Here is a 22,071-nt window from a genome sequence, read left to right on the forward strand (position 1 = left end):
GCGCCGCCGGCCCTCCCGACGACCCGAACCACCACGCAGGTCCTAGCGGCTGCGCCTGCGGCCCTTGGCGCGGCGCGGGTACGGGAAGAGCCGTGGGCGGCGCTTGGCCGCCACGTCCTCGATCCAGCCGAACAGGACGATGGCCAGACAGATCAGGGGCACGGAGAGGAACAGCGGGGTCCACTGGCTCGACAGCAGCCAGCGGGCGTGCTCGTAGATGAAGGCGTTGTCCCACAGGGGGTCCAGGAGCGGCTCGGTCAGCACGAGGGCGAAGGTGTGCCACAGATAGACCGTGACCGCCCGGGAGTTGAGGAGGCTGATCACGCCGTTGAAGCGTTGCAGCCGCTTGGGCCACTGCTCCCAGGACGGGCTGAGGTGGAGCAGCAGGAGCACCGCCCCGAACGACCAGATCGCCTGCGCGACCGGCACCGCCTCCAGGTCGTGCCCGATCCGCGGGTTGTCCACCGGCGACCGCAGCAGCCACCACATGCCGAACATCAGCACCAGCGGGGCGATGGACGGCACGATGTACTGCGGGATCCTCCGCAGCAGCCCCTCCTGGTGGGCCATGCCGAGCAGCCAGCAGGAGCCGAAGGTGGTGAAGTCGGTGGCGGCCTCCAGCAACCGGCCCGACTGGTCGACCAGCCCGGAGTTGAGGAAGAACGAGAGCGCCAGCGGCGTCAGCAGAGTGACCCAGGGCAGCTTGCGTATCGCCTTGAGCATGAGCGGCGACAGCAGGACGTACCAGAGGTAGGCGCGCAGGTACCACAGCGGTACGGCGATCTGCTCGGCCCAGGTCGCCGGCAGGTGCCCGCCGAAGGTGTGCAGGACGTCGCCGAACGGCGGCTGGCTGAGCGGCAGGACCCAGAAGGCCATCTTGCCCCACCACCAGTTGGGGTGGCCGTCGTAGTGCGGTCCCCAGCCCTGGAGGATCATCAGCGGCACCACGACCGCGCCGAAGAGCCACATCGGCGGCAGCAGACGGCGCAGCCGGCCCCGGATCACGCTCAGCGCGGGCCTGCTGAGGGACCGCGCCATGAGCGCCCCGGCGAGCGCGAACATGACACCCATGGAGGGGAAGACGATCGGCAGCCAGGTCCAGCCGAAGTTGTGGTAGATCACCACGCGGATCAGGGCGAGCGCGCGCAGCAGGTCGAAGTAGCGGTCGCGGACGGGCTTGCGCGGCGCGGGGGCCGGTTCCGCCGTCTCCTCCGGCTCCGGCTCCGAGTCGCGCTGCCCGAGCAGGGTGGCGGGGTCCAGGACCCGCAGGGCCATGGTCCGGGACGAGTCGTGGGTGCCGTGGGCCCCCGGTTCCAGCGTGCTCATGAAGACGTTGCCCCCGTCGTGACGTCCAGCCCTACCTCGCCGGTGCGCTTCAGCTTCTGCCAGCGCAGCCGTCCCCCGGTGAGGGCGGTGATGGCGGACTGGAGCAGCACCATGTACATGAGCACCCGGTACACCACCTGCTGGGCGGGCAGCGTGATCAGATGCCACGCCTTCTCGCCGTCCAGGCGGAAGGACCACCAGGCGCAGACGGCCTGGAGGGCCATCACCGCGAACCAGGCCGCGAGGGTCTTGTAGGCGTCGACGAAGACCACGCCGTAGACCATGCCGATGTCGAAGGCGGGCGCCAGCAGCGGCGTGATGATCATGAAGAGGGAGACGAACGGCAGGCCCACCCGGCCGAAGTGGCCGGCCGGCCCGCGCTCCAGCAGCGCGTGCCGGTGCTTCCACATCGCCTGCATGGTGCCGTAGCTCCAGCGGTACCGCTGCGACCACAGCTGCTTCATGCTGACGGGCGCCTCGGTCCAGGCACGGGCGTTCTCGGCGTAGACGACCTTCCAGCCGGCCCGGTGCAGGGCCATGGTCACGTCGGTGTCCTCGGCGAGGGTGTCGTCGCTCATGCCGCCCGCCTGCTCCAGCGCGGTGCGGCGGAAGGCCCCGATGGCGCCGGGGATGGTCGGCATGCAGTTGAGCACGTCGTACATCCGGCGGTCGAGGTTGAAGCCCATGACGTACTCGAGGTGCTGCCAGGCGCCGATCAGTGTGTCGCGGTTGCCGACCTTGGCGTTGCCGGCGACGGCGCCGACGCGCTCGTTCGCGAAGGGCTGCACCAGTTCGCGGACGGTGGCCGGTTCGAAGACGGTGTCGCCGTCCATCATCACGATCAGGTCGTGCGAGGCGGCGGCCACACCGGTGTTGAGGGCGGCGGGCTTGCCGCTGTTGGGCTGGCGGATCAGCCGGACCATCGGCAGGTCCAGTTCCTCCACGATGGCGGAGGTGTCGTCGCTCGACCCGTCGTCGACCACGATCACCTCGATGGGGTGGTCGCTCCTGGCCAGGGAGAGCAGGGTGTTGGCTATGCACTCCTGCTCGTTGTACGCGGGCACGACCACGGTGACCGGCTCGGTGACCGGATCCCCCCAGGAGAAGCCCTTCTTGCGGACGCGCCGCACATGGATGGTGGAGAGCACCAGCATCAGCGCGAACCGTGCCATGACCAGGACGCCGACGACGGCGAGCAGCCCGACCAGCCACGGCATCAGCCGCACCGAGAACGTCGTGCACCACACGAACGCCTTGCCCAGCCACAGGTTGTAGCTGCTGACCTCGGTGTTCGCGGAGTCGGCGCCGATCGCCCCGGCGGTGGTCTCGAACCGGTAGCCCTGGGCCTTGAGCTTGTCGATGATGATCGGCAGCGCGGCCAGGGTCTGCGAGCGGTCGCCGCCCGCGTCGTGCATCAGGATCATCGCGCCCTGACCCGGCAGGTCGGGCATGGCGGCCTTGACGATGGCGTCGACGCCGGGGCGCTTCCAGTCGTCGGTGTCCTTGTTGATGAACGTCGTCAGATACCCCTCCTCGCCCGCCTGCTGGGTCACCGGCCACGACCAGTCGTCCAGCGCGTCCGCGGTGGAGGAGTAGGGAGGCCGGAAGAGGCTGGAGTGGATGCCCGCGACGCCGGCCAGCGCGAGCTGGGTCTCGCCCAGTTCCCAGGTGAGCCGGGTGCCGGAGTGCAGCGCGAGGTCGGGGTGGGTGAACGTGTGCAGGCCGATCTGATGGCCCTCGGCGACGATCTGGCGGATCAGCTCCGGGTTGCGGGCGACCATCGAGCCGGTGACGAAGAAGTCCGCGTGGACGTTCTTCTCCTTGAGCACCTTGAGGATCTTCGGCGTCCACTCGGGGGAGGGGCCGTCGTCGAAGGAGAGGACGATCGTCTTGTCCGGGATCGTGTAGCTGACCGGGTCGTCGTTCTTGTCGCCGCGCGCGTCGACGACCGGACCACCCTCCAGCACGCTGGTGGGGACGGTGGCCTTGTCCACCGAGACCGCGACGGCGTCGTCGTGGAAGACCTCGTTGTTCGCCATGCCCCGCAGCACCATCAGCGCGAGCAGGGTCGCCAGCACGGTGGTCGGCAGGAAGAAGCGCAGAGGGGGTGCGGCGAGGCGGCGCGGCCGGGCGAGGGACTGCCGGGAACGCTGACGGCGGGAGCGGGACATGTACTTCCTGAACGGTTGCGTCTGGCTACGACTGGCTACTGAGCGGCGGCGGTCACGGCGGTGGACGCCGTGCCGTCCGTCGGCGTCGTGATGACCGACGCGGTGGCGTCGGGGACGGTCGCCGACGCGGTGGCCTCAGGGTCGGCCTCGGTGGCGGTGCCGCTCGCGACGGATCCGGCGACGCCGGGGGCCGTGGGCAGCGGTGCGTTCAGGTACTGGCTGGGCGGTGTGGTGTCCGCGGTGGCCGGGACGTCGAGCGCGGGGGCCTGCGACTGGGTTCCGACGAGGCCGGAGGTCATCGCGACCACGAGCCCGGTGCAGGCGATGCCGAGCAGCCAGCCGAGACCGCGCAGGCGGCGGCCTCGCTGACCGGTCTGGTCGACGAAGACAGGAGTCGGCTCGACCTCCGTGAAGGTACTGGTCATCGGAAGCCTCGAGCCTTCGACTGCCGTTCGGCTGCACGACCGAAAGCAGTAAGTAGTGCGGAAAGGTGATAGATGCGGACGGTAAGAGACATCATCCGACCCGCCCCGATCATGCATAGACTAATATGCAGATTCCGTGAATGTCACGCGGGTCTCGTAGAGTTCCGGGCGACTCAGCTTGCTACTGCCCGATGGGACCTGACGCATGGTCAAACTCCGCTGCCGCAGGCGCCGTTCGGCCGCCGCGGTCCTGATGGTCGCCGCCGCCCTGCTGGTGAGCGCGTGTGGCGGGGCGGGGCAGGAGAGCGACGCCAAGGCGGTCACGGCGACCGAATCGGTCCACTCGGAGCCCTCTTCCTTGCTCGATCCGTCCGGTCATGCTCTGGGTGTCGTGGACGACAAAACCCCCTGGCAGTACGGAATCGTCACAAAGTTCTCCGAAGAGGCGGGCCGGGCGCCCGACATCCGTGAGTACTACAGCAACTGGGGCACCGACTTCGACACGGAGGGCAACGCCTTCCTGTGGGACCACGGCCAGCTGCCCATGCTCGCCCTCGTGCCCACCGACACCCCGCTCGCCGACATCGCCGCGGGCGAGGACGACGACTACATCCGCCGGCTCGCGGACCAGATCGCCGCCTACGACGGGCCGCTGGCCCTCTCCTTCGCCGGTGAGATGAACGGCCCCTGGAACTCCTGGGGCCCCGAACACGCCAAGGCCGCCGACTTCGTGGCGGCCTGGAAGCGCGTCCACGACACCTTCGCCGAGCAGGGCGTCACCAATGTGATCTGGGTGTGGACCCCGCACGTGATCGACTCGGGCACCACCGCGAAACTCCGCCCCTACTATCCGGGCGACGAGTACGTCGACTGGGTCGGCCTCATCGGCTACTACGGCCCCCTCGACGGCACCGCGTTCTCCAGCCTCTTCACCCCGACCATGCGAAGCGTCTCGGACTTCTCCGACAAGCCGGTGCTGATCGCGGAGACCGGGGTGGCGGAGAGCGACAGCAAGGCGGAGCACATCCGCGACCTGTTCCAGGGCGCCGAGAAGGCCGGGGTCATCGGGGTCGTCTGGTACGACCAGCGCAAGGACTGGCCGGGCAGCGACCAGCTGATGGACTGGCGGATCAGCTCCTCGGTGGAGTCGCTGGCCGCCTTCAAGGTCGAGTCGTCCCGCAGCGGCTTCGGCCACTCGTTCAAGGACGGCTGAGCCCGCGCGATGGGGGAGTCCGGGCCACGGCCCGCCGCACACAGCACGTTTCACGGCGCATCACCGGGGCTGACGCCTGCGGATGCCGATCAGGGGAGAGCACGGAGATGACGACGGAATCGTCGCCGGGGCAGGGGGCTCCGCAGGACGAGCAGGGCTGGGCGTTCCGGCCGCGCCGGTCGGCCGACCGCCCGCAGCAGTACCGGGACCGGCCCAGGCAGTGGCAGACCGACGCCGGCTGGGACGACGGGTCCCCCGCCGAGGAGTCCCCCCGAGAGGCCCCCGCGCCCCGCTTCGACGTCACCGTGCCGCTGCGGATACCCGAACCCGGCTCCGACGCCCACCGCGCCGCGCGCGAGACCGGCCGCCGCACACCCCCGCCCTCCCCGTACAGCGGCGACCCCGCCGGCCGGGAGAGCGAGCAGCACTCCGCGGCGACGGGCCTCCTGGACCGCGAGCCGCCCCGGCACACCGAACCGAACGCCGCGCGGCCTTACGCGGACGCGGAGGGCGCCGAGCCCCGCAAGAAGGGACGGGCGGGCCGGATCGTCCTCGCCCTCGCCGTCCTGGCCACCGCCGGCGGTGGCGCCGCCTTTCTGCTCAAGCAGGAGGAAGCCGCCGCCGTCGCCTCGGAGAACCTCACCCAGGCCTGGCAGATACCGGCCGCCGCCCGCAGCGACACCCTCATCGGCAGCTGGCTCACCGACAAACTCCTCGTACGGGCCGGCACCCGGGGCGGCCTGCGCGCCTACGACCTGTCCGACGGCGGCCAGAAGTGGAACGCCAAGTCCTCCCTGCCGCTGGCCGAGAAGGGCACCGTTCCCTGCGCGATGTCCCCGACGGTCAACGCCAAGGGCGTCGGCACGGTCGCCTTCGGCGAGGACGGCAGCACCTGCACCTGGCTCGCCGGCATCAAGGCGTCCACCGGCAAGGTCCTCTGGTCCATCCCGCTGACCGACACCAAGCACCCCGCCTCCGTGGCGACCTCGACCTATGTGCAGGGCAACGTCGCCACCATCGTCAGCGCGAACTACCTCGGCGGCGTGAACGTCCGCACCGGCACCCGCGTGTGGGGCTACAAGCCCCGTGGCCGCTACTGCAACGCCTACAACTGGGGCACCGACGGCGCCGTTCTGGTGGGCGACTACTGCCTCGACAAGAAGACCCGGTTCACCCTCAGCGCCTACGACCCCAAGACCGGGAAGATCCTCTGGCGCAAGGCCCAGAAGGCCCACTCCGAGGTCACCCACGTCCTGTCCGGCTCACCGCTGATCGCCTCCGTGCACACGGTCCACGAGGACGGCGTGCGGGTCTTCGACGAGCACGGCGGCAGCCGCGTGCTGGCCGTCGGCGACGACGAGCTCTTCAGCGGCAACACCAGCGAGGCCGACCACTCCGCCCGCCTCTACGGCGACGTCCTGGCGACCCCGGCCTCGTCCTCCGACCAGATCGTGATCGCCGGCTTCGACACCTCCACCGGCGCCAAGCTCTGGACCGTCAAGTCCGCCGCGCTCGCCGTCCCGGCGTCGGACGACGAGGACGACGCCTCGGACGCCGCGGTGTACGCCGTCACCCTCTCCGGCGCCCCGCAGCTCATCAGCATCGACCGGCGCACCGGACGCACGACCCCGGTCGTCGGCCTCCCGAGGGAGAACGGCGCCAAGAACTTCACCGCGGGCACGGTGTACGTCACACCGGACGGCGGCGTCCTGGAACTCAGCGCGCTCGGGTCCGAGGGCGGGGTGCGCTACTACCGCTAGGCCGGAACCTCTCCGACGAGGAGCCGGTAGCCGGCGTCCATGGTGTCGCGGTCGAGGAGGTCCGCGTGGCGGTGGTGCCAGCGGCCGGTCGACAGGTCGTCGCGCAGTCGGTCCAGGCCGGGCCGGACGACGCTGTCGTCGATCTGGGCGAACAGCGAGATGCCGGCCCGGACGCGCGGGTCCAGGTAGGCCTCGGGGCGGCGCCAGTAGGCGGCGAGGAATCCGTCGGTGCAGTCGTGCGGGACGGGCACCGTCTCCACGCGGGCGCCGCCCAGCAGGGAGACGAGCCGGTCGATCGTGACCGCTTGTGCGGCGTCGAACGAGGCCGCCTCGGGCAGGTACTCGTCCAGCAGCCAGAACCGGTGGCTGACGGCGGGGTCGAAGGTGAGGACGACGATCCGCCGCCGGGCGACGCGCCGCAGCTCGTCGATGCCGCGCTCCAGGTCGTCCCAGTGGTGCACGGTGAGCAGGGCCATCGCCGCGTCCGCCGAGTCGTCGGGGAGGGGGATCGCCTCCGCGCCCGCCCGCAACGCCGGCGCGGAACCGGGCGGGCGCTGGGCGATCATCACCGCGCTGGGTTCCACCGCCCACACGGTTCCCGCCGGCTCGTAGGAACCGGTGCCGGCCCCCACGTTGACCACGGTGGCGGCGTCGGCGAGGGCCCGATGGATCCTGGCCGCGATGCGGGGGTCCGGCCGCCGGGTGCCCGCGTAGGCCGTGCCGATGCTGTCGTAGGTCGCCACGTCCCGCAGTATGCCCTCCGTCCCGCACCGGAACGAGGGCGCTGTGTCGCCGGGCCGGACCATGGTCCTCGGAGGCGACGGCACTGCGGCTACGCCTTGATCGACGCGGCCGTTCCGGCGGCGGCCTCCTCGATCCTCGCGCGGTGGGCCGCGCGGGCCTCCTCGTCGATCGGCTGCTCGTACTCGGCGCGCATCCCGGTCCGGCCGTCGATGCCCTCGCGCAGGATGTCCGCCTGTCCGGTGTGCCGGTCGGTCTCGCCGAGGACATGGGTCATGACGGCGAACAGGTTCGTGTTGGGGCGGGGATCCGACCACCACGGCACATGGCCCGGGGCGTCGAGGGGAAGCGCGTCGATCGTCGCGTCCGAGTGCTCCCACACGCGCTGGTAGAACGCGATGATCTGTTCGCGGGTCTCGCCCGCGGCAGCCCACAGGTCACCGCCGTCGTGGTCCTGCCAGCGGGGCAGCGGCTCCGGGGAAGGCCGGTCGAAGACCTCGCCGAAGTACCGGGCCTCCACGGTCGCCACATGTTTGACCAGACCGAGGAGGTTGGTCCCGGTCGCCGTCAACGGCCGCCGGGCGTCGTGCTCCGACAACCCGTCCAGCTTCCAGACCAGCGCCGCGCGGTCCCGCCGCAGTCGCCCGTGCAGGTTGGCCTTCGCGAATTCGTCGATCATGCGGCATGAGCCTGCCATGGGCCGGTCGTGGCCTCAAGATCCATTCCCGCCGACGCCGTTCCGGTCGCTCGCCGGGTTCGTGACCGCTGCGCCGTCCCACCCATGAATCTCCAGCTTGGGGTACTCGCTCCGTCGACGGACGGCCGGACCCGTGATGCGGGCCGGCCGGCGGGAACTTCGAGGGACGGGAGGTGTCCGAGGTGTCGAGGACACAGACGGACCACGCCGGCCCCGGCGCGGACCGCTTGGACCAGGAGCCGGTGGGCGAACTGGTGCAGCGGGCCTCGCAGCAGCTGACGGAGCTGGTGCGGGGCGAGCTGCGGCTGGCGCAGGCGGAGATGAAGGAGAAGGGCAGGCACTACGGCCGGGGCGGTGGCCTGTTCGGCGGTGCCGGCGTGGCGGGCTTCCTCATGGCGCAGGCGCTGCTGGCCACCGTGATCGCCGCGCTGGCGGTGGCCCTGCCCGTGTGGGCGGCCGGTCTGATCGTCACCGCGGTCCTCGGTCTGGTCGCCGCTGTACTGGCCGTGACGGGCAAGAAGCAGGTCGACCGGGCCGCACCGCCCACACCGCGGCAGACCGTCGAGAACGTGAAGGCCGACGTGGCAGAGATCAAGGAAAGGGCACACCGATGAACCAGCCGCCTCGCGACGAACCCGACACCCCCAGCACCGATGACCTGCGCGAGCACGTCGAGCGGACCCGCTCCGACCTCGGCGAGACGGTCGAGGCGCTCGCCGAGAAGACCGACGTCAAGGCACGCGCCCAGGAGAAGGCCGGGGAGCTCCGCGCGAAGACCGCCGAGCTGGCCCACCAGGCGCAGGACCAGCTGCCCGATCAGGTCAAGGACAAGGCCGCGCAGGCCGCCGCCCAGGCCCGCGCCAAGGCCGCCCAGGCCGGTGAGCTGTGGGAGGACAAGGCCCCCGAGCCGGTGCGCCGCACGACCGCCGAGGGCGCACGGCTGGCGCGTGACCACCGCAAGGTGCTGGTGGCCGCCGCGGGCGGCGCCCTCGTGGTGTGGCTGGCCTACCGCCGACGGAAGGGATGAGACAGGTGAAAGCCTCGAAGGTGGCCTACAAGCCGGTCGGCCTCGCGCTCGGCGCCCTGAGCGGCATGGCCGCCGGTGCCCTGTTCAAGCAGGCGTGGAAGAGGCTCGGCCACGACGAGGACGCCCCGGATGCCACTGACGAGGACCGTGCCTGGCGCGAGATCCTGATCGCCGCCGCGCTCCAGGGCGCCGTCTTCGCCGGGGTCAAGGCTGCCGTGGACCGCTCCGGAGCCACCGCGGTGTTGCGTCTGACCGGAACCTGGCCCGGCTGACGTGCACGTGGGCGGGGAGAGCCGGTGTCCGTATCCTCGCCGGCTCTCCCCGCTCGTCACGGCACGTGCGCGGTCGGCCGTGCGGCAGAGAGCGGCCCGCACCGCCCGCCCCGAGGCCGAGGGGTCGGACGACCGCATCGGGGAACTCGGGACGGCGATCCCGGCCGGATCGACGGGACGGCACAGGTACGGGGCCGATCCGTCACGAGCCGTTGCGGGAGCGAGACGGGAACGAGGAGGAGAGAGATGCCTGCCGGATCGAACGCCAAGCGGGAACGTCAGTACGAGCACATCAAGAAGAGCGCCCAGGAGCGCGGCGAGTCCGCCGGGCGGGCCAAGGAGATCGCCGCACGCACCGTCAACAAGGAGCGGGCGCGGGCCGGCGAGTCGAAGACCAGCAGCACGACCTCGACCCGGGACCCGAAATCCGCGTCCCAGCGCGGCGGAACGCGTTCGCACAGCGGCGCGCAGGGACCGACGAAGGACCAGTTGTACGCCGAGGCGAGGAAGCGCGACATCGAGGGCCGCTCCTCGATGACCAAGAAGCAGTTGCAGCGGGCCCTCGGCCGCTGACGGCGACTGCCGAGAGGGCCGCCCGGCGAAGAGACGGGCGACCCCCTCACGCGCTACGCCCCGCCCCGCCGGCGCCGGGCGGCGGTCGTCACAGGGCGCGGGACAGACGGTCGGTCAGGAGCCGGGTGAAGCGGGCCGGGTCGGGCAGGTCGCCTCCCTCGGCGAGCAGCGCGCTGCCGTAGACCAGTTCGGCGATCTCCGGCAGTGCCGGGTCGTCGGCATCGGCGTCGTGCGCGGTGCGCAGGGCGCCGATCAGCGGATGCGTGGGGTTGAGCTCCAGGATCCGCTTGACGGTGGGGAGTTGCTGACCCATCGCCCGGTACATCTTCTCCAGGGTAGGCGTCACGTCGTGGGCGTCGCCGACGATGCAGGCCGCGGACGTCGTCAGGCGCGACGAGAGACGGACCTGCTTGACCTGCTCGGACAGGGTGGACGTCAGCCAGGGCAGCAGGGCGGCGAAGTCCTGCTCGTGCCGGGCCTTGTCGGCGTCGGCCGCCTCGTCGCCGTCGCCGGCCGGATCGTCGAGGTCGACCTGGCCCTTGGCGATCGACTGCAAGCGGTGGCCGTCGAACGCCGGGACCTGGTCCACCCACACCTCGTCGACGGGGTCGGTCAGGATCAGGACCTCGTACCCCTTGGCGGCGAAGGCCTCCATGTGCGGGGAGTTCTCCACCATCGCGCGGGTCTCGCCCGTCAGGTAGTAGATCGCCTCCTGCCCGTCCTTCATGCGCTCCACGTACTCGCGCAGCGTGGTGGTCTTCTCCGGGTCGTGGGTGGAGGCCGCCGACACCAGCTCCAGCAGGGCGTCGGTGTTGTCGGTGTCCTCGATCAGGCCTTCCTTGAGCGCCCGGCCGAACTGCGCCCACACCTTGGCGTAGCGCTCGGCGTCCTTGGACTGCATGTCCTTGATCGCGCCGAGGACCTTCTTGACCAGGCGCCGCTGGACACCCCGGATCTGACGGTCGTGCTGGAGGATCTCGCGGGAGACGTTCAGCGACAGGTCGTGCGCGTCCACGACACCCTTGACGAAGCGCAGGTAGTTCGGCATGAGCGCTTCGCAGTCGTCCATGATGAACACCCGCTTGACGTACAGCTGCACGCCGCGCTTGGTCTCGCGGGAGAACAGGTCGAACGGCGCCTGCGAGGGGATGAACAGCAGCGCCTCGTACTCGAAGGTGCCCTCGGCGCGCATGTGGATCGTCTCGGCCGGGGGCAGCCAGTCGTGGCTGATCTGCTGGTAGAACTCGGCGTACTCGTCCTCGGCCACCTCGGTGCGCGGGCGCGCCCACAGCGCCTTCATCGAGTTGAGGGTCTCGGCCTCACCGCCGGTCTCACCGCCGGTCCCGCCCTCGGCGTCGGTGTGCTCGGCGGCCATCCGGATCGGCCAGCGGATGAAGTCCGAGTACTGCTTGACGATCTGACGGATCTTCGACCCGGACAGGTAGTCGGCGAGTCCGTCCTCGCTGTCGGCGGGCTTGAGGTGCAGGGTGACCGAGGTGCCCACGGGCAGGCCCTCCGCGGCCTGGATGGTGTACGAGCCCTCGCCGTCGGACTCCCACTGGGCGCCGGAGTCCTGGCCGACCCGACGGGTGCGCAGGGTGACCTTGTCGGCCACCATGAACGCGGAGTAGAAGCCGACGCCGAACTGGCCGATCAGGTTCTCGGCGGTGGCGGCGTCCTTGGACTCCTTGATCCGCTCCAGCAGGCCGGCGGTGCCGGACTTGGCGATCGTGCCGATCAGGTCCACGAGGTCGTCCCGGGTCATGCCGATGCCGTTGTCACGGACGGTCAGTGAGCGGGCGTCCTTGTCGACCTCCAACGAGATGTGCAGGTCGGTGGTGTCGACATCGGTGAGGCTGGAGTCGGTCAGCGATTCCAGCCGCAGCTTGTCCAGTGCGTCGGAGGCGTTCGAGATCAGCTCGCGCAGGAAGATGTCCTTGTTCGAGTAGATCGAGTGAATCACCAGTCGCAGCAACTGGCGCGTCTCAGCCTGGAATTCAAGCGTCTCGACGCTGCTGTCCATGTTGGTCTCTTTCTCTGGGAACGTCACGCACGGCGCGGTGCCGGGCGGGCCGGACCGCGTCTGTCTCAGGTGACTGTGTGTACCAGGCCGAGGGTCTCAAGTCTCGTCAGCCGCTGCCGGTGCGGGCCGACGGACGGACCCCCGTAAGCCGCTTGAATGGCTGAGCCCTCCGGCTGTTGACTTTCGGCTCGATCAGCCAAAGAATTTCAGGGGTGACACACACCGAACCCCTGACCGCCCGCGCCGCCCTCCCCGCCGACCTCGACGAGGCGGCCCACCGCTGTCTGGTCGCGGGATTCGACGGCACCACCGCCGTCCCGGACGACCTGAAGCGGCTGATCGACCGCGGGCTCGGCGGGGTCATCCTCTTCACCCGCAACATCCGGGACGCGGACCAGGTGCGCGGCCTCACCGACAGCCTGCGCGCCCTGCGCGCCGACCTCCTCGTCGCCATCGACAACGAGGGCGGCGGCATCGGCCACCTCGTGACCGCGGGCGCCCCCGAAGTCCCCGGCAACTACGCCCTCGGGGTCGTCGACGACCCCGCCCTCACCGCCCGCTGCGCCGACGCGCTCGCCGGGCACCTCGCCTCGCTCGGCATCACCGTCTCCTACGCCCCCGTCGCCGACCTCCAGGTCCAGGCCGACAACCCCATCGTGCGCACGCGTGCCTTCGGCGGCGAGGCCGGCGTCGTCTCCCGGCATCTGCGCGCCTGGATCGAGGCGACCGAGGCCCGGGGCGTCGCCTCCTGCGCCAAGCACTTCCCCGGCCACGGCGGCACCCTCACCGACAGCCACCACGAACTGGCGGTCGACCCACGACCGTACGAGCGGCTCGACCTCGAACCCTTCCGGGCCGCGATCGCGGCGGGCGTGCCCATGATGATGAGCGCGCACGTCGTCTTCCCCGCGCTCGACGAGAACCGTCCCGCCACCCTCAGCCGCCGCATCCTGCGGGACCTGCTGCGGCTGGAACTCGGCTTCGACGGCGTCCTCGTCAGCGACGCGCTGGAGATGAAGGCGATCGCCGACCGGTACGGCGAGGCGGCGGGGGCGCGGATCGCGCTGGCCGCGGGGGCGGACCAGGTGATCGTGGCCGTGGCCGACCTCGGGGTCACCCTGGAGTGCCGGGACGCGGTGCTCGGCGCGCTGCGCTCCGGCACGCTGGCCGAGGAACGGGTGCGGGAGGCGTCGGAACGGGTGCGCGGGCTCGCGGAGCGGTACGCCGAGCCCTCCGTCGCCGTCCGCGCGTGGGACCCGGGGGTGGGTCTTGAGGCGGCCCGACGGGCCGTGGACGGGCAGGCGGCACGGGGCGGGGCGAGAGGGGCGCACGTCGTGGACCTCTTCCCCGCGCCGCATCCGGCGCTCAACTGGGGTGGGGAGGATCTGCTGACCGAGATGCGTGCCCTGGATCCCACGGCCACCGGTACGGCGGTCTCCGGGGAGCCGGAGGACGCGGAAGGGCTGGCCGGTGCGATTCTGCGGCGGGCCGGGCGGGCGCCGCTCATCGTCGCCACGAGTGACAGTGGGCTGTATCCGTGGCAGGGGCGGGTCGCGGAGGCGCTGATGGCCCGGCGGCCGGACGGGGTACGGGTTGCCACGGGCCTCCCCGAAGGCGGCGCGCTGTGCTCGTACGGGCGGGGGAAGGCCAACCTGCGGGCGGTGGCCGAAGTACTGGTCGGGGCGCGGTGATCGCGGCTGCTGATGTGTGGAGGCCGGAACCCGCACGCAACGGCAGCCGCTCAACAGCGCAGCTCAGCACGTCATGTGACGCACCATCAAGTCAGTCGACGCGGACGGCTTCCTTGATTCCCCTCGCGGCCAGATAGGTCTCGTCGCCCGCCCGGTCCGCCAGTACCACCGCCGGGCGGACTCCCTGTCGGCGCAGGTTCATCCACGCCTCGAAGTACGCGCCCCCCGGCCCCGACGTCGAGCGGGTCGACGGGGTGCAGTCCAGGACCAGGGCCGTCTCCCTCACCTCGGGTGTCCAGGGCTTGGCCCGGAGTTCCGCGACCGTCGCCGCCAAGGACTCGGCGATCGGCTTGCGGCGGCCCGCCGAGTCGAACAGGCCCAGCGTGTACTCCAGTTCCGGGAAGTCGGCCAAGGAGCGGTCGACGTCGTGGGAGCACCACCAGGTGACGCCCCACAGGTTCGTGCAGCCGGACGCGTTGAGGACCGTCTCGCGGGCGAACTCGGGGGCGTCCGCGGCCGGGATGTGGGGTTCGGGGGCGCCCGTCTCCTGGACCCAGACCGGGCGGGACGGATCGCCGGCGTACGCCTTGGCGAGCTCCGTGCCGTACTCGGCGAGGTGCTGGACCTGGGGGGAGCGCGGACCGTAGAGGCGGGCGCAGCCGCCGGAGAAGACCCAGGGATGGACCGTGGTCACATCGCCCTTGCGGGCCGAGGCCTCGGGGGTGAAGGGGTGGTCGTCGCCGTACCAGGCGGCGTCGTACGCGGAGTGCGTGACCAGGCCGCCGTCCGGTCCCAGGCCCTCCCGGGCCGCCGCCAGCAGGGAGTCGAGGTAGTGGTCCACCTCGGGCACCGTCACCGGGTTGTGCTCGACGAGGTTGTTGATCTCGTTCCCGAGCTGGAGGCCGATGAGGTTCGGGCGGCCGGTCAGGGCCCTGCCCAGCGTGCGCAGCAGGTCCGCCTGGGCGTCGATCGCCTCGGGGTCGGTGAAGACGTTGCGATGGTGCCAGCTGCGGGTCCACTCCGGGTAGAAGTCGAAGCTCGACAGATGGCCCTGCACGCCGTCCACCAGGACGTCCAGGCCCTCCTCGGCGGCCAGGTCGACCAGCCGGCCCAGCTGGTCCACGGCCGTGGCGCGGATCAGGGTGCGGTTGGGCTGGAGCAGCGGCCACAGATGGAAGACCCGGACGTGGTCGAGACCGAGTCCGGCGATCTGGGCCAGGTCCTCGCGGGTCCGGGCCGGGTCGAAGTCCTGCCAGGAGTGGAACCAGCCGTGACGGGGCGTGTAGTTGACGCCGAAGCGAAGCGTGGAAATGGGATCCTCCTGGGGCCGGCTTCCCGGTGCTCTTGTCCGGTTGTTCGCGTCTCGCTCTTGTCCTGCGCGAATGTATCAACCACCATAGTCAGTGATGGGCAATGATTTGAACCAAGAACTTGTCATCGGCCTCGACGCCGGTGGCACCCGTACCCGTGCCGTTCTCGCCGGTGCCGGAGACGGCCGGGTGCTCGCCGAGGCGAGTGCCGGTCCGGGCAACGCCCTGACCGTGGCGCCTCCGCAGCTCGCCGAGCATCTGACCGAGGCGCTCGCCGCCGCGGTGCCCGCGCGGGCACGCGCCCGGATCGTCGCCGTGGCGGGCGGCTTCGCCGGGGCCACGGCAGCCGCCGCGGACGATCCCGGGACCGTCCGGGCCCGCACGGCCCTCACGGAGGCGCTGCGCCGACTGGACGTGCCCGAGGGCCCCGTCGGCATCTGGAGCGACATCGAGGCCGCCTTCGCCGGCGGCCCCGGCGCCCCGGCCGACGGCCTCGCCCTGGTCGCGGGCACCGGCGCGGTCGCCACACGCATCGTCGGCCGCCGCGCCACGACCACCGTGGACGGCGACGGCTGGCTCCTCGGCGACGAGGGCAGCGGCTTCTGGATCGGCCGCAGCGCGGTCCGGGCGGCCCTGCGCATGGCCGACGGGCGAGGACGGACGACCGTACTGGCCGGGTGGGTCGGCAGCACCCTCGGCCTCCCGGTCGACGTCCTCCCCACAGCCGGCATCCAGCCGTACGGCGACGGCGGCGACCCCGGGGGCCGGAGCGGCAGCGCCGTTCCCGGCTGGTCCCGCGCCCGGCGTGAGGACTTCCGCAGGCATCTGCTCCCCGCGGTGATGGCCGACCCCCCGATCCGCCTGGCCCGGTTCGCCCCGCTGGTCGCCGAGGCGGCCGTCGAGAAGGACGCCGTCGCGCTGGAGATCCTCGACGAGGCGGCGGACCACCTGCTGGCCGCGGTGCGCGCGCTGGAGCCGGGACCGGGGGAGCGGATCGTCGCGACCGGCGGCCTGCTCGGCCCCGACGGCCCGATGACCGCCCCCCTGACCGACCGCCTCACCGCACTCGACCTGAGCCTCGACTGGGTGGCCGACGGCGGACCGGGCGCGGTCGCGCTGGCGCGAACCCTGTACGACGCAGGCCGGGGGAGTCTGCGCGACGGCGGCCAGAGTCCCCTGCACGACGGTGGCCGGCGAACCTTGCACGACGGCGACCAGGGCCGATGAGCGGCGGACCGACCCCCGCGCACCCCCCTTCAGCGGCACGCGACACCCCGGAGACCTCCGACCGATGAGCGACGTCCTCTACCGCGACCCCACCGCCCCCGTCGACGCCCGCGTCCGGGATCTCCTCTCCCGGATGACCCTGCGCGAGAAGGTCGGTCAGGTGAACCAGCGGATGTACGGCTGGGACGCCTACCGCCGCACGCCCGACGGCGAGTTCGAGCTCACCGACGCCCTGTACGCCGAGACCGAGCGCTTCGAAGGGCTCGGCGCCCTGTACGGACTCCAGCGCGCCGACGCCTGGTCCGGCGTCGACCACGGCAACGGGCCCGGGGCCGCGCACGGCGCCGCCCTCGCCGCGTCGGTGCAGCGGCACGTCGTGGAGCGCAGCCGCCTCGGCATCCCCGCCCTGTTCGTCGAGGAGGTCCCGCACGGCCTCATGGCCCTCGACGGCACGGTCCTCCCCGTCAACCTGGCCGTCGGCGCCACCTGGGACCCCGCCCTCCACGAGCGCGCCGCCGCCCACGCCGCCGCCGAACTCCGCGCCCGCGGCGGCCACGTGGCCCTCGTCTCCGCGCTCGACATCTCCCGCGACCCCCGCTGGGGCCGCACCGAGGAGTGCTTCGGCGAGGACCCGTACCTGGCGGCCCGGCTCACCGAGGCGGTCGTGCGAGGCATGCAAGGGACCTGTCCCGACGGCCTGTTCGCCCCCGACAAGGCGCCCGTCGTCCTCAAGCACTTCGCCGGTCAGGGCGCCACCGTCGGTGGCCGCAACTCCGCAGAGTCCGAGCTGGGGTGGCGCGAGCTGCACGAGATCCACCTCCCCGCCGCGCGGGCCGGCGTCCGCGCGGGAGCCGCCGCCGTCATGGCCGCCTACAACGAGGTCGACGGCATGCCGTGCTCCGGCAACCGGGCTCTGCTCACCGGGCTCCTGCGGGACGACTGGGGTTTCGAAGGGCTCGTCATGGCGGACGGCCTGGCCGTCGACCGGCTGGCCCGCATCACCGGTGACAAGCGGTCCGCCGGGGCGCTCGCCCTGAACTCCGGTGTCGATCTGAGCCTTTGGGACGAGGGCTTCACGCATCTGGAGGAGGCGGTCGAGCGGGGACTCGTCACCGAGGGCGCACTCGACGCCGCCGTCGGCCGAGTGCTGCGGCTCAAGTTCCGCCTGGGACTCTTTGACGAGCGGACGGAGCAGGCGGAGCGGACAGGGCGGGCGGAGCGGACTCAACCTCCCTCTGGGGGCGCCGGGATCAGCACCGAACTCGCCCGCGCCGCCGTCACCCTCCTGCGCAACGACGACGTCCTGCCCATCGGCCCGCACGTCTCCCGCATCGCCGTACTGGGCCCCCAAGCGGCCACCGTCACCCACCAGTCGGGCGACTACACGGCTCCACAACTCCCCGGCACCGGCAGCAGCGTCCTCGACGCCCTGCGCCGGCTCGCCCCGCCCGGAGCCGACATCCGGCACACCCCCGGCTGCGCGCTCACCGGCGACGACCGCACCGGCATCCCGGCCGCGATCGCCCAGGCCGCCGAATCCGACCTCGCCGTGCTCGTGCTGGGCGGCAGCAGCGCGCGCGGCGCGGACACCGAGTTCGACGCCAACGGGGCCGCGCGCACGGCCGTTTCGGAGATGACCTGCGGCGAGGGAGTCGACCTCGCCGGACTCGGGCTCGGCGCCGCGCAGTACGCGCTGCTGGACGCCGTCGTCGCCACGGGCACACCCACCGCGGTCGTACTGGTCCAGGGGCGCCCGCACGTCCTCCCGGACATCGCGCCCGCCCTGCTCACCGCCTGGTACCCGGGCCCGTGGGGCGGCGAGGCGATCGCCGAGGTGCTGCTCGGGCTCGCCGAACCCACGGGACGGCTCCCCGTCTCCGTGCCGCGCTCGGCCGCCCAGCTCCCCGTCCACTACAACCACAAGGACACCGAGTACGGGGGCTACGTCGACGAGAGCGCCGAGCCCGCCTACTCCTTCGGGCACGGACTGGCGTACACGGACTTCGTGTTCGGCGCACCCCGGCTCGACGGCCGTACCGTCTCCGTGGACGTCACCAACACCGGTGCGCGGAGCGGGCGTTCGGTGGTCCAGGTCTATCTGCGGCGGCTCGTCACCACGACCTGGCCGCGTACCCTTGAGCTGTGCGCCTTCGAGGGCGTCGACCTCGCGCCGGGCGAGTCCCGCACGGTGGTGACACGACTCGGCGCCGACCAACTGGCCGGCGCCGATGTCGTGGAGATCCGGGTCGCCTCCTCGGCACGGGCGGCCCGCACCGCCGTACCGCTGACCCTGGACCTCAGATCTTGACGGCTCCCGAGGACACGCCCTTGTAGAACCACCGCTGGGTGATGACGAACAGCACCAGCACCGGGACCACCGAGATCACCGAACCCGCCATGACCATCCGCTGGTCGTAGCCGAACGACGAGCTCTGGAGGCGGGAAAGGCCCAGCGTGAGCGTCATGTTGGTCTCGGAGCGCAGCACGATCAGCGGCCACAGGAAGTCGTCCCAGGCGCTGATGAACGTGTTGATGACGACCACCATGATCGCGCCCCAGGCGGAGGGCAGATACAGGTGCCTGAAGCGCTGCCACTCGTTCGCGCCGTCCAGCATCGCCGAGTCCTCGATCTCGCGCGGGACCGCGAGGAACGCGCCGCGCATCAGCAGGACGTTGATGGCGCCGACGAAGCCCGGCAGCCACACCCCGGCCAGGCTGTCGACCAGCCCCAGGTCGCGGATGCTGATGAACAGCGAGACCATGATCGACTCGAAGGGGAACATCATCGAGGCGACCAGCACCACCCAGACGGCCTTGCGGCCCTTCCACGCGGGTTTGGAGAGCATGTAGCCGGCCGTGGTGGAGAAGACCAGCTGGCTGGTGACCGACAGGGCGACCACGATCAGGCTGTTCTGGATGTACGACCAGACCGGCACCTGGTCGAAGACCGTCCGGTAGGCGCGCAGGGTCGGCTCGTGCGGCAGCAGCGTGGCGTTCGCGCCGAAGACGTCCTCGCCCGTGCCCTTCAGGGAGGCGAGGAACTGCCACAGCAGGGGGCCGACGGTCAGGCCGAGCACCAGGAGCAACAGCAGGTAGCGGACCAGGAGTTCGCGCGGGCGGCCGTAGTCGCGCCAGCGCGGCGTCAGGCGACGGCCCTTGGTCTCGACGACGCTCGTCGTCATGACTCGTCCTCCTTGGTCAGACGCTGCGCGAGCAGGGTCAGCCCCAGCGTCAGCGCGAACAGGGCGACGCTGACGGCCGAGCCGTATCCCGCGTTGCCGGTGATCGGGTCCAGGCCGACGTCCCGGATGTAGAACGGCAGGGTGCGGTCGGCGCCGCCGGGGCCGCCGGTGGAACTGCCGAGCATGTAGATCTCGGTGAACACCCTGAGCGAGCCGATGCCGGTGAGCGTGCCGACGAGCATCATGGCCTGTCGTACGCCGGGGATCGTGATGTGCCAGAAGCGGCGGACCGCCCCGGCGCCGTCCATCTGGGCCGCCTCGTGCAGCTCCTTCGGCACGTTCCCCAGGGCGGCCAGGTAGAACACCATGTACCAGCCCAGGCCCTTCCACAGGGTGAGGCCCATCGCGGAGAGCAGGATCAGCCAGGAGTCGGAGAGGAACGGGATCGCCGACCGGATCAAGTGGGCCTTCTGGAGCCAGGTGTTGACCAGTCCGTCGTCCGCGAGCAGCCACTGCCAGCTCAGGCCGACGACCACGCTGGAGGCCAGCACCGGTGTGTAGAAGGCCGAGCGGAAGAATCCGATGCCCGGGAGGTTCTTCTCCACCAGGACGGCGAGCATCAGCGGCAGCAGCACCATCAGCGGCACGACGATCACCGCGTACAGGATGCTGTTGCGGGTCGCGAGCCAGAAGTCGTCGTCCTGGAGCATCCGCGTGTAGTTGTCGAGTCCGACGAAACCCGCGGCGCCGCCGAGCGGCTTGGCGTCGGTGAACGACAGCAGCAGCGTGTTGAGGAAGGGGAACACCCCGAAGACCACCGCGCACACGATCGCGGGGGCGGTCCACAGCCACGGAAGCCACCAACGGCGGTACATGGCAGCTCCGTTGGCCCCGGGAGCGGGGCCGGGCAGAGCTGCCCTGGCGAGGCGGCGGAGGCGGGCGGGCGCCGGACCCGGCGGGGAGGTGAGGGGCTCCGCGCCGGACACCGGGTTCGTGATCTGTGCCGTCACGGTCAGCTGCCCTGCTTCAGCAGCTCGTTCGCCTTCTCCTGGGCGTCCTTGACGGCGTCCGCGGCGCTCTTCGTGCCCTGCATGGCCAGCTGCACCTGGGCCACGATGGCGTTCTGCACGGCCGGCGAGAGGTTCGTCTGGTTGGTGGAGGCCGTCTTGAGCTGGTCGGCGACGAGCTTGCGGGCCTGGGAGAAGGGGTCGGTGCCGGTGGCGTCCTGGAAGAACGGGTCGTCCAGCGACTCGGTCGTCGTCGGGAAGATCACCACGGCGGGGTCCTTGCACCAGGCCGTCTGGTTCTCGGCGTTGGTGAGGAACTCCGCGAACGCGAGCGCCACCGGGGCGTGCTTGCTGGTCGCGGCGACCGAGATGTACTGCGGGGCGCCCGCGGAGGCGACCCCGAGGGCGTCGTAGGGCTGCTGTCCGACGCCGGTCCTGGCGTACACCGACGGGCTGTTCTGCTTGACGAACCGCACGAAGCTCGGGTTCGTCGAGCCGTAGGCGACCTTGCCCTGGCTGTAGAGGGTGGAGGGGTCGTTGCTGGAGGACAGGGAGTCCTTGGGCATCGCGCCCTCCTTGTACAGCTTGGCCATCCACTCGACCCACTGGGCGGTGCGCGGGTCGTCGGCGAAGACGGCGGACTTGCCGTCGGTGGAGAGGACCTTGATGCCCATCTGGTCGAAGTCGGCGGGGATGCGCCAGACCGGGTTGGCCATCGTCGCGTAGTACTTGCCGTCGGAGGCCTTGGCGATCTTCTCGTAGTCGGCGAAGAGCCCGAAGATGCTCGTCGGCGGCTTCGCCGGGTCGACGCCCGCCTTCTTCAGCAGATCGGTGTTGTACGTCAGCAGGACGCCGCCGGTGTACCAGGGCAGCGTGGTGTGGACCGACTTGCCCGAGGCGTCCGGGAAGGTGGCGGTCTTCCAGAACGAGGGGACGTAGGGCTCGGCGGCGTCCGGGTCCTTGGTGCCGATGTCGAGCAGGTAGCCGGCCTTCGTGAGGGCCGTCGCCGTCGGCGCGTTGACGTTGATGACGTCGGCCATGGTGCAGGCCTGGGCGTCGGCGACGGTCCGGCTGGTGAAGGTGTTGTCGCCGGGATCGTCGATCCACTTGACCTCGGTGCCGGGGTGGGCCTTCTCGAAGGCGGCGATCACCCCGTCGAAGAAGTCCCCGAAGTCCTTCTTGAGGTTGGTGGTCTGGAAGGTGATCGTGCCCTTGACGTCCCCGGTCAGCTTGCCCGACCCGACGTTTCCCTGGTCGACCTCGCAGCCACCGGCGGTGGCGCCGCCGCTGTCGGAGCCGCCGGACAGTCCGCAGCCGGTGGCTGCGAGCGACAGTACGGCGATACAGGTCAGGGTGCGGGTCAGTCTTGTTGCGCGCATGTGATGGGCCCTCCTGCGACCGGGCGAGTCAGGGACTTCGGCTGGTT

Annotated in this window: 18 protein-coding genes and 1 pseudogene; 9 read left to right on the forward strand and 10 right to left on the reverse strand. The window is 71.2% G+C overall.

The window, feature by feature from the left end; genetic code table 11:
* Positions 1–42 precede the first annotated feature (42 nt).
* Genes ACIPSE_RS11310 through ACIPSE_RS11320 form a run of 3 tightly spaced genes read right to left on the reverse strand, consistent with a single transcriptional unit; the run spans position 43 to position 3,922 of the window.
* Positions 43–1,326 carry an acyltransferase gene (locus ACIPSE_RS11310; protein ID WP_401660526.1) on the reverse strand — a complete coding sequence of 428 codons (1,284 nt, stop codon included), beginning with the start codon at positions 1,324–1,326 and terminating at the stop codon, positions 43–45.
* A complete protein-coding gene (locus ACIPSE_RS11315) occupies positions 1,323–3,497 on the reverse strand; it encodes a glycosyltransferase (RefSeq protein WP_401660529.1) in 2,175 nt (724 codons plus the stop codon). Before ACIPSE_RS11315 ends, ACIPSE_RS11310 begins: the two co-directional genes overlap by 4 nt.
* 35 nt (positions 3,498–3,532) lie before the next feature.
* Positions 3,533–3,922, reverse strand: coding sequence for a hypothetical protein (locus ACIPSE_RS11320; RefSeq protein ID WP_401660532.1), 390 nt, complete (start codon positions 3,920–3,922; stop codon positions 3,533–3,535).
* 205 nt (positions 3,923–4,127) lie between these two features.
* Between ACIPSE_RS11320 and ACIPSE_RS11325 the strand changes: the two genes are divergently transcribed.
* The gene (locus ACIPSE_RS11325) at positions 4,128–5,135 is read left to right on the forward strand and encodes a glycoside hydrolase family 26 protein (RefSeq protein WP_401660534.1); all 1,008 of its coding nucleotides are present in this window, start codon (positions 4,128–4,130) and stop codon (positions 5,133–5,135) included.
* Between the two features lie 107 nt (positions 5,136–5,242).
* The gene (locus tag ACIPSE_RS11330; protein ID WP_401660537.1) at positions 5,243–6,895 is read left to right on the forward strand and encodes a PQQ-binding-like beta-propeller repeat protein; all 1,653 of its coding nucleotides are present in this window, start codon (positions 5,243–5,245) and stop codon (positions 6,893–6,895) included.
* Here the strand turns inward: ACIPSE_RS11330 and ACIPSE_RS11335 are convergent.
* Both ACIPSE_RS11335 and ACIPSE_RS11340 read right to left on the reverse strand, forming a co-directional pair.
* A complete protein-coding gene (locus ACIPSE_RS11335) occupies positions 6,892–7,638 on the reverse strand; it encodes a class I SAM-dependent methyltransferase (RefSeq protein ID WP_401660540.1) in 747 nt (248 codons plus the stop codon). The genes ACIPSE_RS11330 and ACIPSE_RS11335 overlap by 4 nt on opposite strands.
* 89 nt (positions 7,639–7,727) lie before the next feature.
* Complete coding sequence (locus tag ACIPSE_RS11340) at positions 7,728–8,315, reverse strand: DinB family protein (RefSeq protein ID WP_401660543.1); 588 nt, start codon at positions 8,313–8,315, stop codon at positions 7,728–7,730.
* A gap of 200 nt (positions 8,316–8,515) precedes the next feature.
* Here ACIPSE_RS11340 and ACIPSE_RS11345 point away from each other — a divergent pair, with 200 nt between their 5' ends.
* The 4 genes from ACIPSE_RS11345 to ACIPSE_RS11360 all read left to right on the forward strand — a co-directional run bounded on the left by ACIPSE_RS11345 (position 8,516) and on the right by ACIPSE_RS11360 (position 10,205).
* A complete protein-coding gene (locus tag ACIPSE_RS11345; protein WP_401660545.1) occupies positions 8,516–8,947 on the forward strand; it encodes a phage holin family protein in 432 nt (143 codons plus the stop codon).
* Positions 8,944–9,360 carry a DUF3618 domain-containing protein gene (locus ACIPSE_RS11350; RefSeq protein WP_401660548.1) on the forward strand — a complete coding sequence of 139 codons (417 nt, stop codon included), beginning with the start codon at positions 8,944–8,946 and terminating at the stop codon, positions 9,358–9,360. Before ACIPSE_RS11345 ends, ACIPSE_RS11350 begins: the two co-directional genes overlap by 4 nt.
* Positions 9,361–9,365: 5 nt before the next feature.
* A complete protein-coding gene (locus tag ACIPSE_RS11355) occupies positions 9,366–9,632 on the forward strand; it encodes a DUF4235 domain-containing protein (protein WP_401660551.1) in 267 nt (88 codons plus the stop codon).
* 246 nt (positions 9,633–9,878) lie between these two features.
* Positions 9,879–10,205, forward strand: coding sequence for a plasmid stabilization protein (locus tag ACIPSE_RS11360; RefSeq protein ID WP_401660553.1), 327 nt, complete (start codon positions 9,879–9,881; stop codon positions 10,203–10,205).
* A gap of 88 nt (positions 10,206–10,293) precedes the next feature.
* Here the strand turns inward: ACIPSE_RS11360 and htpG are convergent, their stop codons facing one another.
* Positions 10,294–12,228 carry a molecular chaperone HtpG gene (gene htpG / locus ACIPSE_RS11365; protein ID WP_401660556.1) on the reverse strand — a complete coding sequence of 645 codons (1,935 nt, stop codon included), beginning with the start codon at positions 12,226–12,228 and terminating at the stop codon, positions 10,294–10,296.
* Positions 12,229–12,440: 212 nt separating this feature from the next.
* Between htpG and ACIPSE_RS11370 the strand changes: the two genes are divergently transcribed.
* Complete coding sequence (locus tag ACIPSE_RS11370) at positions 12,441–13,919, forward strand: glycoside hydrolase family 3 N-terminal domain-containing protein (protein ID WP_401660559.1); 1,479 nt, start codon at positions 12,441–12,443, stop codon at positions 13,917–13,919.
* 91 nt (positions 13,920–14,010) lie between these two features.
* On the opposite strand, the pseudogene ACIPSE_RS11375 reads toward ACIPSE_RS11370, so the two are convergent.
* Positions 14,011–15,317: pseudogene (locus ACIPSE_RS11375) on the reverse strand (glycosyl hydrolase).
* A 20-nt stretch (positions 15,318–15,337) separates the two neighbouring features.
* On the opposite strand from ACIPSE_RS11375, the gene ACIPSE_RS11380 reads away from it, so the two are divergent.
* Together ACIPSE_RS11380 and ACIPSE_RS11385 are read left to right on the forward strand one after the other, a co-directional pair.
* On the forward strand, positions 15,338–16,456 hold the full coding sequence (locus ACIPSE_RS11380; RefSeq protein WP_401660562.1) for an N-acetylglucosamine kinase: 1,119 nt from the start codon (positions 15,338–15,340) through the stop codon (positions 16,454–16,456).
* Between the two features lie 64 nt (positions 16,457–16,520).
* Positions 16,521–18,764, forward strand: coding sequence for a glycoside hydrolase family 3 N-terminal domain-containing protein (locus ACIPSE_RS11385; protein WP_401660564.1), 2,244 nt, complete (start codon positions 16,521–16,523; stop codon positions 18,762–18,764).
* Here the strand turns inward: ACIPSE_RS11385 and ACIPSE_RS11390 are convergent.
* From ACIPSE_RS11390 to ACIPSE_RS11400, 3 genes are read right to left on the reverse strand one after another with little or no spacing between them, the layout of a single operon-like run.
* The gene (locus ACIPSE_RS11390; protein WP_401660567.1) at positions 18,754–19,638 is read right to left on the reverse strand and encodes a carbohydrate ABC transporter permease; all 885 of its coding nucleotides are present in this window, start codon (positions 19,636–19,638) and stop codon (positions 18,754–18,756) included. The genes ACIPSE_RS11385 and ACIPSE_RS11390 overlap by 11 nt on opposite strands.
* A complete protein-coding gene (locus ACIPSE_RS11395; RefSeq protein ID WP_401660569.1) occupies positions 19,635–20,648 on the reverse strand; it encodes a carbohydrate ABC transporter permease in 1,014 nt (337 codons plus the stop codon). The genes ACIPSE_RS11390 and ACIPSE_RS11395 overlap by 4 nt, the downstream gene beginning before the upstream one ends.
* A gap of 2 nt (positions 20,649–20,650) precedes the next feature.
* Positions 20,651–22,024, reverse strand: a complete 1,374-nt coding sequence (locus ACIPSE_RS11400) for an extracellular solute-binding protein (protein ID WP_401660572.1) — start codon at positions 22,022–22,024, stop codon at positions 20,651–20,653.
* Positions 22,025–22,071 lie beyond the last annotated feature (47 nt).

This window comes from Streptomyces sp. NPDC090106, from assembly GCF_044747265.1.
GTDB lineage: Bacteria > Actinomycetota > Actinomycetes > Streptomycetales > Streptomycetaceae > Streptomyces.

Bases quoted from the DNA above. Each gene is read 5' to 3' on its own strand.
- ACIPSE_RS11310 (WP_401660526.1), bottom strand. From the start codon at position 1,326: ATGAGCACGCTGGAACCGGGGGCCCACGGCACCCACGACTCGTCCCGG.
- ACIPSE_RS11315 (WP_401660529.1), bottom strand. From the start codon at position 3,497: ATGTCCCGCTCCCGCCGTCAGCGTTCCCGGCAGTCCCTCGCCCGGCCG.
- ACIPSE_RS11320 (WP_401660532.1), bottom strand. From the start codon at position 3,922: ATGACCAGTACCTTCACGGAGGTCGAGCCGACTCCTGTCTTCGTCGAC.
- ACIPSE_RS11325 (WP_401660534.1), top strand. From the start codon at position 4,128: ATGGTCAAACTCCGCTGCCGCAGGCGCCGTTCGGCCGCCGCGGTCCTG.
- ACIPSE_RS11330 (WP_401660537.1), top strand. From the start codon at position 5,243: ATGACGACGGAATCGTCGCCGGGGCAGGGGGCTCCGCAGGACGAGCAG.
- ACIPSE_RS11340 (WP_401660543.1), bottom strand. From the start codon at position 8,315: ATGATCGACGAATTCGCGAAGGCCAACCTGCACGGGCGACTGCGGCGG.
- ACIPSE_RS11350 (WP_401660548.1), top strand. From the start codon at position 8,944: ATGAACCAGCCGCCTCGCGACGAACCCGACACCCCCAGCACCGATGAC.
- ACIPSE_RS11360 (WP_401660553.1), top strand. From the start codon at position 9,879: ATGCCTGCCGGATCGAACGCCAAGCGGGAACGTCAGTACGAGCACATC.
- htpG (WP_401660556.1), bottom strand. From the start codon at position 12,228: ATGGACAGCAGCGTCGAGACGCTTGAATTCCAGGCTGAGACGCGCCAG.
- ACIPSE_RS11385 (WP_401660564.1), top strand. From the start codon at position 16,521: ATGAGCGACGTCCTCTACCGCGACCCCACCGCCCCCGTCGACGCCCGC.
- ACIPSE_RS11390 (WP_401660567.1), bottom strand. From the start codon at position 19,638: ATGACGACGAGCGTCGTCGAGACCAAGGGCCGTCGCCTGACGCCGCGC.
- ACIPSE_RS11400 (WP_401660572.1), bottom strand. From the start codon at position 22,024: ATGCGCGCAACAAGACTGACCCGCACCCTGACCTGTATCGCCGTACTG.